Source organism: Mesorhizobium sp. J18 (assembly GCF_007829525.1).
GTDB lineage: Bacteria > Pseudomonadota > Alphaproteobacteria > Rhizobiales > Rhizobiaceae > VLJP01.
In genome coordinates this window covers 125,428-141,199 of record NZ_VLJP01000067.1, presented here as the reverse complement: position 1 = coordinate 141,199, position 15,772 = coordinate 125,428, and the positions used below count along the sequence as shown (strand labels likewise).

The 15,772-nt window shown below is 63.1% G+C and carries 15 protein-coding genes; 8 read left to right on the top strand and 7 right to left on the bottom strand.

Features of this window, described 5'->3' with window-relative positions:
* On the top strand, positions 1-709 hold a 709-nt coding region (locus L598_RS19305; protein WP_144865293.1), incomplete at its 5' end, for an electron transfer flavoprotein subunit alpha/FixB family protein.
* 118 nt (positions 710-827) lie between these two features.
* On the top strand, positions 828-1,709 hold the full coding sequence (locus L598_RS19300; protein WP_144865291.1) for a 3-hydroxybutyryl-CoA dehydrogenase: 882 nt from the start codon (positions 828-830) through the stop codon (positions 1,707-1,709).
* A 10-nt stretch (positions 1,710-1,719) separates the two neighbouring features.
* On the opposite strand, the gene L598_RS19295 is transcribed toward L598_RS19300, so the two are convergent.
* The 3 genes from L598_RS19295 to L598_RS19285 form a co-directional block, all read right to left on the bottom strand.
* Positions 1,720-4,035 carry an acyl-CoA dehydrogenase gene (locus L598_RS19295; RefSeq protein WP_281407424.1) on the bottom strand — a complete coding sequence of 772 codons (2,316 nt, stop codon included), beginning with the start codon at positions 4,033-4,035 and terminating at the stop codon, positions 1,720-1,722.
* An 89-nt stretch (positions 4,036-4,124) separates the two neighbouring features.
* A complete protein-coding gene (locus L598_RS19290) occupies positions 4,125-4,397 on the bottom strand; it encodes an MliC family protein (protein ID WP_144865320.1) in 273 nt (90 codons plus the stop codon).
* 112 nt (positions 4,398-4,509) lie between these two features.
* On the bottom strand, positions 4,510-5,721 hold the full coding sequence (locus tag L598_RS19285) for an MFS transporter (protein WP_144865318.1): 1,212 nt from the start codon (positions 5,719-5,721) through the stop codon (positions 4,510-4,512).
* 170 nt (positions 5,722-5,891) lie between these two features.
* On the opposite strand from L598_RS19285, the gene L598_RS19280 reads away from it, so the two are divergent.
* Together L598_RS19280 and L598_RS19275 are read left to right on the top strand one after the other, a co-directional pair.
* Positions 5,892-6,686: a helix-turn-helix transcriptional regulator gene (locus L598_RS19280; RefSeq protein WP_246658838.1), complete on the top strand. Its 795-nt coding sequence runs from the start codon at positions 5,892-5,894 to the stop codon at positions 6,684-6,686.
* A 183-nt stretch (positions 6,687-6,869) separates the two neighbouring features.
* Positions 6,870-8,003 carry an autotransporter outer membrane beta-barrel domain-containing protein gene (locus L598_RS19275; RefSeq protein WP_144865285.1) on the top strand — a complete coding sequence of 378 codons (1,134 nt, stop codon included), beginning with the start codon at positions 6,870-6,872 and terminating at the stop codon, positions 8,001-8,003.
* 5 nt (positions 8,004-8,008) lie between these two features.
* Here L598_RS19275 and L598_RS19270 read toward each other — a convergent pair whose 3' ends face one another.
* Positions 8,009-8,686 carry a TlpA disulfide reductase family protein gene (locus L598_RS19270; RefSeq protein WP_144865283.1) on the bottom strand — a complete coding sequence of 226 codons (678 nt, stop codon included), beginning with the start codon at positions 8,684-8,686 and terminating at the stop codon, positions 8,009-8,011.
* Positions 8,687-8,722: 36 nt separating this feature from the next.
* On the opposite strand from L598_RS19270, the gene argH reads away from it, so the two are divergent.
* The 4 genes from argH to L598_RS19250 all read left to right on the top strand — a co-directional run bounded on the left by argH (position 8,723) and on the right by L598_RS19250 (position 14,405).
* A complete protein-coding gene (gene argH / locus L598_RS19265; RefSeq protein ID WP_144865281.1) occupies positions 8,723-10,144 on the top strand; it encodes an argininosuccinate lyase in 1,422 nt (473 codons plus the stop codon).
* 39 nt (positions 10,145-10,183) lie between these two features.
* Positions 10,184-10,390, top strand: coding sequence for a lipoprotein (locus tag L598_RS19260; RefSeq protein WP_144865279.1), 207 nt, complete (start codon positions 10,184-10,186; stop codon positions 10,388-10,390).
* 21 nt (positions 10,391-10,411) lie between these two features.
* A complete protein-coding gene (gene lysA / locus L598_RS19255) occupies positions 10,412-11,674 on the top strand; it encodes a diaminopimelate decarboxylase (RefSeq protein WP_144865277.1) in 1,263 nt (420 codons plus the stop codon).
* A 112-nt stretch (positions 11,675-11,786) separates the two neighbouring features.
* Entirely contained in the window at positions 11,787-14,405 is a 2,619-nt protein-coding gene (locus tag L598_RS19250; protein WP_144865275.1) for a TIGR02302 family protein, read from the top strand.
* Between the two features lie 16 nt (positions 14,406-14,421).
* On the opposite strand, the gene L598_RS19245 is transcribed toward L598_RS19250, so the two are convergent.
* From L598_RS19245 to L598_RS19235, 3 genes are read right to left on the bottom strand one after another with little or no spacing between them, the layout of a single operon-like run.
* Positions 14,422-14,784, bottom strand: coding sequence for a response regulator (locus L598_RS19245; RefSeq protein WP_144865273.1), 363 nt, complete (start codon positions 14,782-14,784; stop codon positions 14,422-14,424).
* Between the two features lie 45 nt (positions 14,785-14,829).
* Positions 14,830-15,372, bottom strand: coding sequence for a hypoxanthine phosphoribosyltransferase (gene hpt / locus L598_RS19240; protein ID WP_144865271.1), 543 nt, complete (start codon positions 15,370-15,372; stop codon positions 14,830-14,832).
* Between the two features lie 36 nt (positions 15,373-15,408).
* Positions 15,409-15,618, bottom strand: a complete 210-nt coding sequence (locus L598_RS19235) for a hypothetical protein (RefSeq protein ID WP_144865269.1) — start codon at positions 15,616-15,618, stop codon at positions 15,409-15,411.
* Between the last annotated feature and the right edge of the window lie 154 nt (positions 15,619-15,772).

The window sequence follows — 15,772 nt, the reverse complement described above, 5'->3', positions numbered from 1 at the left end:
AGCCCTGATCGTGTCGCTGGCCGACGGCTACGACACTTTCGTGGCGCCGGCCACGACCACCGGCAAGAATGTCATGCCGCGCGTCGCTGCCCTGCTCGACGTCATGCAGGTGTCGGATGTCATCGAGGTGGTCGACGGCAAGACCTTCAAGCGGCCGATCTATGCCGGCAACGCCATTCAGACGGTGGAATCGAGCGACCCCAAGCGCGTCGTCACCGTGCGCACCTCCACCTTCCAGGCCGCGGAAGAGGGCGGCGCGGCTTCCGTCGAGACCGTCAATGCGGCCGCCGATCCGGGTCTTTCCACTTTTGTCGAGAACAGGATCGCCGAGAGCGACCGCCCGGAACTGACCTCGGCAAAGATCATCATCTCGGGCGGCCGCGCGCTCGGCTCGGCGGAGAAGTTCCAGGAGGTCATCCTGCCGGTGGCCGACAAGCTGGGTGCAGCCGTGGGCGCTTCCCGCGCCGCCGTCGATGCGGGCTATGCGCCGAATGACTGGCAGGTGGGCCAGACCGGCAAGGTGGTGGCGCCCGACCTCTATATCGCCTGCGGCATTTCCGGCGCCATCCAGCACTTGGCCGGCATGAAGGACTCCAAGGTCATCGTCGCCATCAACAAGGACGAGGAAGCGCCTATCTTCCAGGTTGCCGACTACGGCCTGGTCGGTGATCTCTTCATCGTCCTGCCGGAACTCGAAAAGGCGCTTTGACAGCTTCGCAACAAAGCGTATGAAATTTTGATGGCCGGGGTGGACGAGTGCCGCTCCGGTCATTTAGTTTGCACTGCAAAAAGTGTTGACGGCCAAGGTGCCGCAGGGAACCAAGGGCATGAGCGGCAAGATCGGACGCATCGGGATCATAGGCGCAGGACAGATGGGAAGCGGCATCGCCCATGTCGCCGCTCTGGCGGATTACGACGTCTGCCTCTATGACGTCTCTGCCGAACGCATCGAGGCTGGCATCGCCACGATCAGCGGCAACATGGCCCGCCAGGTCTCTTCGGGAAAGCTCGAGGACAAGCAGCGGCAGAAGGCCCTGAGCCGCATCACCCCTGCCGCAAGCTTTGAGGAACTCGCCGATGTCGACCTTGTCATCGAGGCGGCGACGGAAGACGAGACGATCAAGCGCAAGATCTTCGCGCAGCTCTGCCCGGCGCTCAATCCGGAAGCATTGATCGCCACCAACACCTCGTCCATCTCGATCACCCGCCTCGCCGCCCAGACCGACCGGCCGGAGCGCTTCATCGGCATCCATTTCATGAATCCGGTGCCGGTGATGAAGCTCGTCGAAGTGGTTCGCGGCATCGCCACCGAAGACACGACTTTCGAGGCCGCCAAGGCCTTCGTCACCAGTCTCGACAAAACGATCACCGTCGCCGAGGATTTCCCGGCCTTCATCGTCAACCGCATCCTGCTGCCGATGATCAACGAGGCGATCTACACCCTTTATGAGGGCGTCGGCACGGTCGAGGCGATCGACACCGCCATGAAGCTTGGCGCCAATCATCCGATGGGGCCGCTGCAACTGGCCGACTTCATCGGCCTCGACACCTGCCTGTCCATCATGCAGGTGCTCTACGAGGGACTGGCGGATTCGAAATACCGGCCCTGTCCGTTGCTGGTGAAATATGTCGAGGCAGGCTGGCTCGGCCGCAAGACCGGCCGTGGCTTCTACGACTATCGCGGCGATCAGCCGATCCCGACGCGCTGAGCCACACTGGCTATTCCGCTGCCTCGCGTTGGGTGGCGCGCCTTGGGCGGGCCGTCTTCTTGGGCTGGTGTTGGGTGGCGATAGGCGAAACCTCCTCCATGGGAAATGCGTCGACGGCGATCACCCGGTCGGCGGCCGTCTTGGCTTCTGCCAGTTGATCCATCTCGGAGGCGGTGATGATCCCTTTCTCCACCGCCTCGCGCGGATCGCTCACACTCGCCTCGCGCAATTTCCTGGCGATGGGAGCGATCGCCGTAACCAGTGCGAAAGCCTTCTCCAGGTCTTTCAGCGCATGTTCGCCATGCCCTTCGCCAAGATAGAGATCCGGTGAAAGACGGTCGCGCTGCGTGGACGGTTTCGTCAGCAATTCCGCCACCTCGCTCGTCAGCCTGTCGGAGGGCTGCGGATCGGGCAAGCCTGCCGGGAATGCGATGAAGCGCGCCAGGAAGGCCGCCCAGCGGGCGGGAAGATTGTCGAGCACGCCTGCAAAGGCGGTTGCGATGCGCCCCTGTCCCTGCAGCATGATGTAATCGATGATGGGCCGATCCTCCTCCAGCCGCCCTTCCACCTCGAAACGCTTCAGCACCGCTCCAAGCAGGTAGATTTCGGCCAGGATGTCGCCGAGACGGGCGGAGATCATCTCCTTGCGCTTGAGCGCGCCGCCCAGCGTCAGTATGCAGAGATCGGAAAGCAGGGCGAAGGCGGCTGAATAGCGCGAAAGCTGCTTCCAATGCGCAGGCGTGGCGGCGTTTTCAGGCGCTGTGCCGACCGCGCCCGCTGTCCAGCCGCGCAGCAAGGCTCGACCCGTATTGGCGATGGCATGGCCGATATGCCGCCAGAAATGCCTGTCGAAACGGTCGAGGCTCTTTTCCTTGTCCGTTTCGGAAAGCGCCAGAAGCTCTTCCAGCATGTAAGGATGCGAGCGGATCGCGCCCTGGCCGAAGATCATCAGGTTGCGCGTCAGGATATTGGCGCCTTCGACCGTGATGCCGATCGGCACGGACCGATGTTGGCCGCCGAGATAGTTCCTCGGCCCGTCGATGATGCCCTTGCCGCCATGGATGTCCATCGCCATCTCGACCGACCGGCGCATGCGCTCCGTGGCGTGGTATTTCATGATGGCGGAAATGACCGACGGCCTGTGCCCCTCGTCGAGGGCGGCGAGCGTCAGCCGGCGTGCGGCGTCGATCAGATAGGCATTGGCGGCGATGTCGGCCAAGGGCTTCTGGATGCCCTCGAACAGGGCGAGCGGCACGTTAAACTGGGTGCGGATGCGCGCATAGGCGCCAGATACCCGCGCGCACATGGCCGCCGCAGCAGCCGATTGCGAGGGAAGGGAGATGCTGCGGCCGGCCGCCAGCGCGGTCATCAGCATCTTCCAGCCCTCGCCGATCTGCTTCTCGCCGCCGAGTATATGATCGAGCGGCACGAACACGTCCTTGCCGTAGAGCGGGCCGTTCTGGAAGAAGGTGAATTGCGGAATGTGGCGTTCGCCGTGGGCAACACCGGGCGTGGAGGTGGGAAGCAGCGCCACCGTGATCCCGAGATCCTCGCCGCGGCCGAGATGGTTTTCCGGATCGTGCATCTTGAAGGCCAGGCCCATGACCGTGGCGACGGGGCCCAGCGTGATGTAGCGCTTGTGGAAGTTGAGGCGCACGCCGAGAACCTTCCTGCCCTCGAAGCGGCCATATTCCACCACGCCCGTATCGGTCATGGCGGCGGCGTCCGAGCCTGCGTCCGGGGAGGTCAGCCCGAAGCAGGGGATTTCGCGTCCGTCGGCCAGGCGCGGCAGCCAGTAGTCGCGCTGCTCGTCAGTGCCGAAATGCATCAGCAGCTCGCCGGGCCCGAGCGAATTCGGCACCATCACGGTCACACCCGCCACCACGCTGGCCGATGAGACCGTGCGCACCACTTCCGAATGGGTAGTGTTGGAGAAGCCGAGGCCGCCATATTTCTTCGGGATGATCATGCCGAAGAATTTCCTCTCGCGCATGAAGTCCCAAACCTCTTTGGGCAGGTCGCGGTCCTTCCAGGTCAGCTTCCAATCGTCGACCATGGCGCAAAGCTCGCGTACCGGGCCGTCCATGAAGGCCTGTTCTTCCTCGGAAAGCCTGGCCGGCGGCATGGCCATCAGCTTGTCCCAATCGGGATTGCCGGTGAAGATCTCGCCATCCCACCAAACCGTCCCGGCGTCGATCGCATCCCGCTCCGTCTCCGAAATGGGCGGCATGATGCCGGATGCCCAGTTGAAGATCGGCCTGGTGATCCTGTCGCGGCGGAACGTGCGCAAGCTCATGACGCTCGCCTCCCCTGTTCGAAATACCACTATAACAGGAATGCTGGGCGGGACCTCAAGTTCCGCCCGGCCGCCGGAATCGGTATTTCAGGGACGGCGGCCGTGAGATCCGCCGACGGTCAGCTCTTCTCGGAGCAGCTTACGGGCTCGGCGTCCTCGCCCTTCATGAGATCATAGAGATCGGCATCGGATCCCTGCGACCAAAGGACATATCGCCCGCCGGCATATTTCGCGCCCGAAGCGGCGATCACGTTCGAGGCAACGACCGTCTCGTCTTCGACAGTGAATACCGCGAGAGAAACGCTTCCGGCATTGATGTACTGCACGGCCAGCTCGAATTCGCCGCATTGATAAGCGGCGTCGGTTCGCTCGATTTCCACCTCGTCCGGCATGTCGATGGTGATCTCCGCGGCCTGGGCGGCAAAGCCAAGGCTCACGGCAAAAGCGGTAGCGGCGACTATACGCACGGGCTGCGCCTCCTCTCCTCGATCCGCAGGCTCCTGACTACCTCATGTGCCGCATATTCGGCAAGAAGATGGTCAGCAGCCCCAGCAGAGGCAGATAGGAGCATACATTATACACGAAATCGATGCCCTGTTTGTCGGCGACGACCCCAAGGACGGCGGCGGCGAGGCCGCCCATGCCGAAGGCGAAGCCGAAGAAGATGCCTGCTATCAGGCCTACCCTTCCCGGCACCAGTTCCTGCGCGAAAACGACGATCGCGGGAAACGCCGAGGCTAGGATAAGCCCGATGATCGCGCTGAGAATACCTGTCCAGAACAGATCGACATAAGGCAGCGCCAGCGTGAAAGGCAGGATGCCGAGGATCGAGAACCAGATCACCGTCTTGGCACCGAATCTGTCTCCGATCGGCCCGCCGAGGATCGTGCCGGCCGCCGCGCCGCCGAGGAACACGAAGAGCATGAGCTGCGATGTCTGCACCGGAACGCCGAATTTGTCGATCAGGAAGAAGGTGTAATAGCTGCTGATGCTTGCCATGTAGATATTCTTGGTGAAGACCAGCAGGGCCAGAACCACAAGCGCCAGGACGACACGTCTGCGCGGCAGCGGCCGGGTCAGGTTAGGAGCCGGGCGCTTGCCATTGGCGATGCGGTACCGGGCGTACCAGTTACCTACCTGCCACAGCACGAACATACCCAGAAGAGCAGCGAGCGAAAACCAGGCGACGCTACCCTGGCCGTGCGGAACGACAATGAAGGCAGCGAGCAGCGGCCCGATCGCTGTGCCGAAATTTCCGCCGACCTGAAACAGCGATTGCGCCAGACCGTAGCGGCCGCCGGAAGCAAACCGCGCCACGCGGGACGATTCGGGATGAAAGACCGCCGAGCCGAAGCCGACGAAGGCCGCGCCGACAAGCAACAGCGGATAGGAATGGGCGGAAGAGAGCAGGATCAAGCCGCAGAATGTCGAGCCCATGCCTACCGGCAGAGAACGTGGCAATGGACGCTTGTCCGTGTAGAGACCGACCAGCGGTTGCAGCAGCGAGGCGGTCACCTGAAAGGTGAGCGTGATAAAGCCGATCTGCCAGAAGTCGAGATCGTAATCCCTCTTCAGCATCGGATAGATCGCCGGCAGCATGGACTGCATCATGTCGTTCAGCATGTGGCAGAAGCTGACCGCCAGAAGCACGCTGAAGACGGTCGTCTCGACGGGCGCGCGTCCCGGCGCCGTCGGCGCTTTGGCAGGGGCATCCATGGATGAAAGGCTCGTCTCGGACAAGATTTGCGACTCCGGCAGGCGATAAATCTGTTTCGAGCCTGCATATAGGCCTCTTGTCTCTGCCCCGCCTTCGTGGTTTGGTCTCTCTCTTTCGCGAATGGGCCAGTTCGGTGGCGAGAAAAGCACAAGGCAGCAAATATCCGGGCATTGACGCGCCGCATCATCTGCGGCTGGCCTGGCTCGAGCAGGCGCCCGGCCCTGTCCTTGCTGTGGCGACCGAATATGAGAGCGACTACCGGGTCAACGAGCACACCCATACGCGTGGTCAACTTCTCCATGCGCAAAGGGGCATCGTGCTGGTCACCACGGTGAAGGGACGCTGGATGGTGCCTCCCGGCCACGCATTGTGGATTCCTCCGGGAGTCACCCATGCCGTCGACATGATCGGCAGCGTCAGCATGCAATCGGTCTATGTATCGCCGGACGCGGTCGAAGGCCTGCCGCAGGAATTGCGGGTTTTCGCGCTCACGCAACTCATGCGCAGCCTGATCATGGAGGCGGTCTCCCTTCCGCAGGACGAGCAACCCTTGGGACGGTCCAAGCTCGTCCTCGACCTGCTTCTGGTGGAGATACCGAATCTCGAGCAGCGGCCCCTGGCGCTGCCCTTTCCATCGGAGCCGCGCCTGGCGCGTCTCTGCCGCAAGTTCATCGAAAAGCCTGATCCGCATGCGACCATCGATTCATGGGCGGAAGCCCTGGCCATGAGCCGTCGCAGCTTCACGCGCAATTTCGCCCGGCAGACGGGGCTAAGCTTCTCCACCTGGAGGCAGCAGGCATGCCTTTTCTCGGCCTTGCCGCGATTGACGAGCGGAGAACCCGTCATCAGCGTGGCGCTCGATCTCGGCTATGACAGCGTTCCGGCCTTCACCACCATGTTCAAGCGGATGCTTGGGCAGCCGCCGCGCGCCTATCTAGGTATGGCCCGCAATTCTCTTAATTAGCCCGCGCTGAATTATGGCAGTTCGACAACACTTCTGCGGAATACGAAAAATTTCATACTGAAAGACTCTGTTACTGATTGGCCCTGAGGCCAATTGCCGGTAGATAAGAACTGCACACGGCGCGTAGGCTTGCGCGCCTCTCGGCAACTCACAGGCAACTCACTTGGGCATGCGGGCTTAATCATGCTGGAACCGGCTCTAAGGCGGCTGCGCGCGGGATTGCTTGCAATCCTGCTGCTTCCGATTGCCGCGTGGCCCGTCTCCGCGGAGGAGAAGGTTGCCGCGCTCGACGTAACGAAGATCGAGGCCGCAATCTCCGGACAGATCGGCAAGGGCGCCAGCAACCGCACGCGGCAGCTTGACCTTGTCAACAACCGTCTGGATACGACGCGTGCCTTGCGGCCCGGGGGTAGCAACGCGAATTCAAGCTCCTTAGCAATCCGCTTCAACGGCAAGGACGCTGAAAAAAGCGCTGCCCTGGAAGCAAAGAACTATATCGCTCCCGAAAAGGCACGCCGTACGCGGCGGCTGGCGGTCTGGATGGCCGGCGACGTGATGGTCGACAGCGCCCGCGCGCAAGACCCGCATCTCGCGACCGTCTACACCAATGGTCTCGTGATCGGGGCGGATGCGCGGTTGGGGCCGCGTCTGCTGGTCGGAAATGCGGTCGGCACGGCTTTCGACCGTACCGGTATCGGAGGCGAGGGCTCGCTTCGTTCGCGCTACATATCCAATACCTTCTACGGCAGCGTGTTCACGACGGCCCACACCTTCCTGGATTTCGCCCTCGGCGCATCCCATTCCGATTATTCCAGCCGTTACGGCCATGCCGATCAGGATCGGGCCGCCACCCAGGTCTTTGGTCTCGCCCGCTACAGCCGCGAATTCCGCCGCGACCGCTTCCGCTTCCGTCCTTACGGCCAGGCAGCTCTGTCGCGGACCGGCCTTGGACGTTACGATGGACCGGCGACCGGTTACTGCGGCACCCAATCCACCGACACCATGAAGCTTACGCTCGGCATGGAAGGCGACACTTCGATCGTCACTTCCGCAGGCAAACTGCGTCCGCATGCGGGGTTTGAGATGACGCGGGTAACGAAACACACTTCGGGTGGCGTCATCACCATTGACGACGGCAGCGACGACTACGTGTTCGCCGCGTCGACCAGTGCCTCCGGCAACATGGTGGCAAGCACCGGCATCGATTGGTCGATCAACGACCGTACAACCTTCAATGCCCGATACGGCGTGTCGACCGATGTGGTCGATTTCTCGCCGCAGCAGACGATCAGCGCCAGCTTCAAGCTGCGCTTCTGACCGGATCAGCCGCCGGCGACAGCCTCGACAAGCCTTTTCGCATCGTCGCCTGCCCAGGCAGCCGGACCGTTCATATGGGCAAGAAGGCAACCTTCTCCGTCGATCAGCAGTGTGACTGGAAGGCCGAGCGCCAGGCCCCGCTTCTTCAGATCGTTGAAAAGGACGAGCGAGTTTTCGCGGTAATAGCCCAGATTTTCGATCCCGGCCTCGGCAAGGAACTTCTTCGGTTTCTCATCGTCGCCGGTATCGACATTGACCGCCACCACCTCGAAATCATCCCCTCCGCGCTCCTTCTGTAGAGCGTCGAGTTCCGGCATCTCGGCGCGGCAGGGCGCGCACCAGGTGGCCCAGAGATTCATGAGCACCGTCTTGCCGGAGAGATCGGCGACGGTCATGGGAGCGCCATCCGGCCCGTTGAAGGCGAGACCTTTGAGCGACTGGGGCGGATCGGCGCGAAGCATGGCGGCGACATCCCCTGCGGCGGCATCGCCCGCCTTCTTCGCCAGGTCCGTCTTCGCCTCGCAGGCGGCCACGGCGGCTTCGTCCACCGAAGCGGTGACAGGGGCATTGTTGCCAGACAGGTCGCCCTTCACGTATACGGCAATCGCTCCGGCTGCCACGCCCGCGACCGCCGCAAGCGCGATCAGGCGGAAAGCCGGAAGATGCCATTTGCCGTTCGACATTCGCTTCACCAATTTCTCAAGACGCCGGTTATCACGATGAGCGACGAAAAAGCCAGCAACAGCATGTGGGGTGGACGATTTGCCTCGGGCCCCGACGCCATCATGGAAGCGATAAACGCCTCTATCGGCTTCGACCGCAAGCTCTACGCCCAGGACATCCGCGGATCGCTGGCCCATGCCGAAATGCTGGCGAAACAGGGCATCATTTCGGCCGAGGATCAAAGGCAGATCGCCGACGGGCTGAAGACGATCCTGCGGGAGATAGAGGACGGAAAATTCGCTTTCTCCACACGCCTTGAGGACATTCACATGAATGTCGAGGCGCGCCTTGCCGAACTGATCGGACCGGCAGCCGGCAGGCTGCACACGGCCCGCTCGCGCAACGATCAGGTGGCGGTTGATTTCCGGCTCTGGGTCAAGGAGGAATTGCAGCGGACTGAAGCCGCCCTCCTGCGGCTGATCGCGGCATTCCTCGACCGCGCCGAAGAGCATGCCGCAACTGTCATGCCCGGCTTCACCCATCTGCAAACCGCGCAGCCGGTGACATTCGGCCATCACTGCATGGCCTATGTCGAGATGTTCGGTCGCGATCTCTCGCGGGTGCGCGCGGCAGTTGAGCGCATGGACGAATCGCCGCTGGGTGCGGCCGCACTTGCCGGCACCGGCTTTCCCATCGACCGTCACATGACCGCTGCGGCGCTCGGCTTCCGCGAGCCGACCCGCAATTCCATAGACAGCGTGTCCGACCGTGACTTCGCGCTGGAATTCCTGTCGATCGCCGCGATCTGCGCCACGCACCTGTCTCGGCTGGCGGAAGAGATCGTGATCTGGTCCACGCCGCAATTCGGCTTCGTCCGGCTGTCGGATGCCTTCTCGACCGGCTCGTCCATCATGCCGCAGAAGAAGAATCCGGATGCGGCAGAGCTGATCCGCGCCAAGACGGGCCGTGTCAACGGCCACCTCATCGGCCTTTTGACGGTGATGAAGGGCCTGCCGCTGGCCTATTCCAAGGATATGCAGGAAGACAAGGAGGCCGTCTTTGACGCCGCCGAAACGCTCGACCTGATGATTGCTGCCATGACCGGCATGGTGGGCGACATGACAGTCAATGCCGCCGCCATGAAGAGGGCTGCCGGCTCCGGCTATTCGACGGCGACGGATCTCGCCGACTGGCTGGTGCGCGAGGCGGGCCTGCCTTTCCGCGAGGCCCATCATGTGACCGGCCGCGCCGTTGCCCTGGCCGAGGAGAAGAGATGCGGCCTGGAGAAGCTGTCCCTGGAAGAGCTTCAGGCCATCAATCCGGCGATCACGGTCGACGTCTTTTCGGTCCTCTCGGTCGGCAATTCCGTGAAGAGCCGCACTTCCTATGGCGGCACTGCGCCGGGCGAGGTGCGCCGGCAGATCCGATATTGGCGCAAGCGCCTCACACGGGGTGCAACGAAAAGCAAAAGCCGCTAAAAGCGGGCAACCTGGTTTTTCCATGAACGGAACTGCTCCATGACGGCCATACGGCTCCTGACCATCCTCGCCTTAGCTGCCACCGCCGGCCTTGCCGGCTGCGGGCGCAAGGCAGCGCTCGACACGCCTTATCAGGCCGCGCTCGACGCCCGGGAAGCGGCCGAGGACGAGGGGAAACCGGTTCCCCCGACGCCGGCCCCACCCGTCAGGGACCGGCCGTTCATCCTCGACGGTCTGATCCAGTAATCCTTTTTCGAAAGTCCGTCCGTGAACCATTTCGAATATCGTGACGGCGTGCTCTGCGCCGAGGACGTGCCCCTGACCAGGATCGCAGCCGAGGTCGGCACGCCTTTCTATTGCTATTCCACCGCAACGCTGACACGGCATTATCGCGTCTTCACCGAAGCGTTTTCGGGCCTCGACGCGCTGGTCTGCTACGCCATGAAGGCGAATTCCAACCAGGCCGTCCTCAAGACGCTGGCCAAACAGGGTGCAGGCGCCGACGTCGTTTCCGGCGGCGAATTGCGCCGCGCCCTGGCGGCCGGCATTCCGGGCGAAAAGATCCTCTTTTCCGGCGTCGGCAAGACGGCGGCCGAGATGGATTTCGCGCTTGAAGCCGGCATCCTCTGCTTCAACGTGGAATCCGAGCCGGAACTGGAGCTTCTGTCACGACGCGCGACGGCCCGCGGCTGCGAAGCGCCGGTTTCGCTGCGCATCAATCCCGACGTGGATGCCAAGACTCACCGGAAGATCGCCACCGGCAAGGCGGAGAACAAATTCGGCATTCCGCTGAAGCGGGCACGCGAGGTCTATGCGCGCGCCGCCGGACTATCCGGCATCCGCGTCATTGGCATCGACATGCATATCGGCAGCCAGATCACCGATTTGCAGCCCTTCGACAATGCTTTCGCCCTGCTTGTCGAACTGACGGAAATGCTGCGCGCCGATGGCCATGCGATCGAGCATGTGGATCTCGGCGGCGGGCTTGGAATTCCGTATCATGACGACAATGCCCCGCCGTTGCCGGAAGCCTATGCCGAGGTGGTGCGCAAGCATGTCACCCGACTCGGCGTGAAGGTCATCTTCGAGCCTGGCCGCCTGATCGCCGGCAATGCGGGCGTGCTGGTGTCCGAGGTGATCTATGTCAAGGAAGGCGAGGCGAAGAACTTCCTGATCGTCGATGCCGCGATGAACGACCTGATCCGCCCGACGCTTTACGACGCCTATCATTCCATCCGTCCGGTCGTGGAGCCGCGGCCGGACACGCCGCGCATGACGGTGGATGTGGTCGGTCCCGTCTGCGAGACAGGCGATTTCATCGGCCATGACCGCGATCTTCCGGCCATGAAGTCCGGCGACCTGATCGCCGTCGGCACGGCCGGCGCCTATGGTGCGGTGCAGTCGGGAACCTATAACACCCGCCTGCTCGTGCCCGAGGTTCTCGTCAACGGTGATCGCTACCATGTGGTGCGGCCTCGTCAGACCTATGAGGAGCTCATCGGCCTCGATTCGGTACCGGACTGGCTCTGACGCTCGTCATCACTATTTCGTGGGGTCGCCTCGCCTTCGCCGCGTTTGTTGCTATTCTCTAGTCTGAGACAGCGCGGCCTCGCGCCTGCGCGCAGCAACGACAAAGGAGCTGATGGCCGGGATTTCCGACAAGCCCCATTTCTCGTCCGGATGGCTTTCGCGTCTGGGACGTACGCGCGCGGCGACGCGTGCGGCGATACTGCTTGAGCGCCTGTGGCCGCTTGTCCTGCCCCTACTGCTCGTCGCCAGCCTTTTCCTCAGCCTGTCCTGGTTTGGCCTTTTCCGCATGATGCCGGACTGGCTGCGTTTCGCCATGCTTGGCCTTCTGGGGCTTGCATTCATTGCCTGTCTTTGGCCCTGGCGCCTGTTCCGCTTGCCGACGGAGAGCGATGTCGATCGCCGGATAGAGCGCTTCAATGCGCTTGAGCACACTCCCATTTCCGCGCAGAAGGACCGCCTTGCCGGTTCGGACGATGCTTTCGCGACCGCCCTGTGGCAGGAACACCAGAAGCGCATGGCCGAGCGCCTTGGCGGTCTCAGGACGGACCTGCCGCGCACCGGAGTGCCCACTCGCGACCCTTGGGGCGTCCGCGCGCTCGCGGCGCTCTTCCTCGTCACCGCACTTGCCTTTTCCGTCGGCCCCTATGGCGGAACCATCGGCGACGCCTTCCGCCCCCATATCGGCCGCGAGGCGGTGCCGGCGCGCATCGACGCCTGGGTCACGCCACCAGCCTATACCGGCAGGGCTCCGATCTTCCTGACCGCGGCGACGAAGCCCGGCGAGGACATCCCGACCTTCACGGTGCCTGCCGACAGTGCAATCACCGTGCGCGTCACCGGCGGGGCAGGCGACGAGACGCTGGCATTTCTCGATGCTGCCGGAAACGAACGCGCGATAGAGCCCGACGGAGGCGGGAAGGCGGACGCGGAGAAAGCTGATGCGGCACCGGCTGCGGCGACAGGCTCCAATGCGCGCCAGTTCGCCGGTATGCTGACCGACAACGGCACGATCGCCCTGCGTTCGGCCGGCGGTCGCGCTCTCCAGAGCTGGACCTTCTCGGTCATTCCCGACAATCCGCCCTCGATCCGTTTTGCAGGCGAGCCGCAGCGGGCCGTCAATGGCGCGCTGGAACTGGCATACGAGATCGAGGACGATTACGGCGCGGCAAGCGCCGACGCAAAGTTCGAGCTGGTCGAAGAGGCGCCGGACGCAAGACCGCTTTATGAAGCACCCGAACTGCCGCTGACCTTGCCCCGCCGCGGCAGTGACAGCAAGGCGGCAAAGACCTCGCGCGACCTGACGGAGCATCCCTGGGCCGGCCGCGAGGTCAGGCTGACGCTGGAAGTCACCGATGATGCCGGGCAGACCGGACAGAGCGAGACAAAGACCTTCACCCTGCCGGAGCGGCCCTTTACCAATCCGCTCGCCAAGGCTGTCGTGGAACAGAGAAGCGAGCTGGCGCGCGACGCGAACCAGAAGGGTCGCGTCATGGAGCTTCTCGAGGTCCTGACGCTCTGGCCCGAGGAAACTTTTGAAAACATGGCGCATTTCCTCGGCATCCAGTCGGCGCATTCGCGCCTCGACATGGCCGGGACCGACGACCAGTTGCGCGATGTCGTGGATTACCTGTGGGAGATCGCGCTCAATATCGAGGATGGCGACCTGAGCGCCGCCGAAAAGCGCCTCCGCCAGGCGCAGCAGGCGCTGCGCGACGCTCTTGAGAGAGGCGCCAGCGAGGAAGAAATCGACCGCCTGATGGCGGAATTGCGCGACGCCATGCAGGAATTCCTCCGCGAATTCGCCGAGCGCGCGATGCAGAACCGCGAATTCTCGCAGCAGATGCCGCAGGACGGTCAGATGATGACCGAGCGCGACATCGAGCGCATGCTCGATCAGATCGAGGACCTGGCCAAATCCGGGTCACGCGATCAGGCCGAGGAACTGCTCTCGCAACTCGAAAACATGATGAACAATCTGCAGGCGGGCCGCCAGCAGCAACAGCAGCAGGGCGGCGGAGAGCAATCCGAAATGCGCCAGCAGATGGACAGGCTCGGCGACATCATGCGCCGCCAGCAGCAGACGATGAACGAGACTTTCCGCCTCGACCAGATGCAGCGCGGCCAGCGCCAGCAGGGACAGCAAGGCCAACAGGGACAGCAGGGCCAGCAAGGACAAGGCCAGCGGGGTCAGGGCCAACAAGGGCAAGGCCAACAAGGGCAAGGCATGACGCCTGAGGAATTCGCTGAAGCCATGCGCCGGCTCCAGGAAGGCCAGGGTCAGCTGCAGAGCGAGCTCGAGGAACTGATGCAGGGCCTCGAAGGCCTCGGCATCCAGCCGGGCGAGGGTTTCGGCGAGGCCGGCGAGGCGATGGGCGAGGCCGAGGGCGCGCTGGGCGACAATGACGGCGAACGCGCCACCGGCGAGCAGGGCCGCGCGCTGGAAGCGCTGCGGCGCGGCGCGCAGGACATGATGAACCAGATGCAGCAGGCCATGCAGGGCGACCAGGGCACCGGCGAGCAGGGCCGCAGGCAGCAGAATTCCGATCGCGATCCGCTCGGCCGGCCGCGCGCTACCACCGGTCCCGATTTCGGCGATTCGGTCGACGTGCCCGACGAGATCGATATCCAGCGCGCGCGTCAGATTCTCGAAGCCATCCGGCGGCGCCTTGGCGATGCGTTGAGCCCCGAGCTCGAGAAGGAATATCTGGAGCGGCTGCTCGACCTGAGATAAGCGTGCTGAAAACTTGTCAGGCCAGAGCCTGCGCCACCCGGTCGCGTATTTCCTTCAGCGTGAAAGGCTTGTTGACGACGCCGATGACGGCGCCGTCGAGTTCGGCTGCCCGCTCGCGCTGTTCCGCATAGCCCGTCATCATCAGGATGCGCAGGCCCGGATAGGAACGGGACGCCGTACCGGCCATTTCGAGCCCGTCCATCACCGGCATGCGTATGTCGGACAGGACGAGGTCATATGCGCCTCCGGAGGCCGCGATGCGGTTGAGACCTTCGGCCCCGTCGACCGCGGTCTCGACCTTGTGGCCGGCGGCGGCGAGGGCGCGGGCGGTGAATGTGCGGACGGACTCGTCGTCCTCTACAATCAGCAAGTGAGACATGCGCCAATTATGCAGGCCAAATGTTACGGGGAACTGAATCCCGCGCTACGCATCGCCCTTGACGATGCCCACGAAAGGCAGTTCGCGGAAGGCATGAGCAACGTCCATGCCGTAGCCCACGACGAAGTAGTCCGGGCACTCGAAACCGACGAAATCCGCATTCAACTCGGCCTGGCGGCGGGTATGCTTGTCGAGAAGCACGGCGATGGAAACCGAATTGGCGCCGCGCGACAGCATCAGGTCGCGTGTGAATTTCAGCGTCTTGCCGGATTCCAATATGTCGTCGATCAGGAGGATGTCGCGGCCCGTCACGTCATTGTCGATGTCGCGCAGCACCTTGATCTCGCCGCTCGTCGTACCGGCGCCGTAACTGGATATCATGATGAACTCGACCTCGGGCGATATACCCACATCGTGCATGGCGCGGATGAGATCGGCGGCGAATATGAACGACCCCTTCAGGACAGAGATGACCAGAAGGTCGCGATAGTCGCGTTCGGCGATCTCCTTGGCCAGTTCCAGATTGCGGCGCGCAATCGCGGAGGCCGAAAAGAGAACCTCGATATCCTTGCCACGTACGATCGGCATCGGCTTCCGGTCTCCACAAAACGAACCGCAGGGATTTTACGCCGCCCATAGGGGCAGGAAAACAACGGGAGAAGGGAATGCGTTCGCCTGGCGGAGGCAGGCTTTCATTGTCCCCAGAAAATAGCGGGTGAGACGGCCATTCATGGCGAGCACATCGATGGATTCGACTTGCCGGGCACCGGCGGGATTTGCCGCGTCGGCCATGATTTCGCCGGAAACCGGGCGTGCCTTGGCCCGGACATTCATCGGGGCGATCGTCCTTTCGCCGTCAGCCGATACGGAGTAAACCGAAACGGTTGATGCTTCGCCGTCCAACGGTGGCGATGCCCCGAAATTAACCCTTGATTAACCATGCGCATTCGATGGTCGGAATGCGCATGGCCGCCGCAAGCATGCAGGT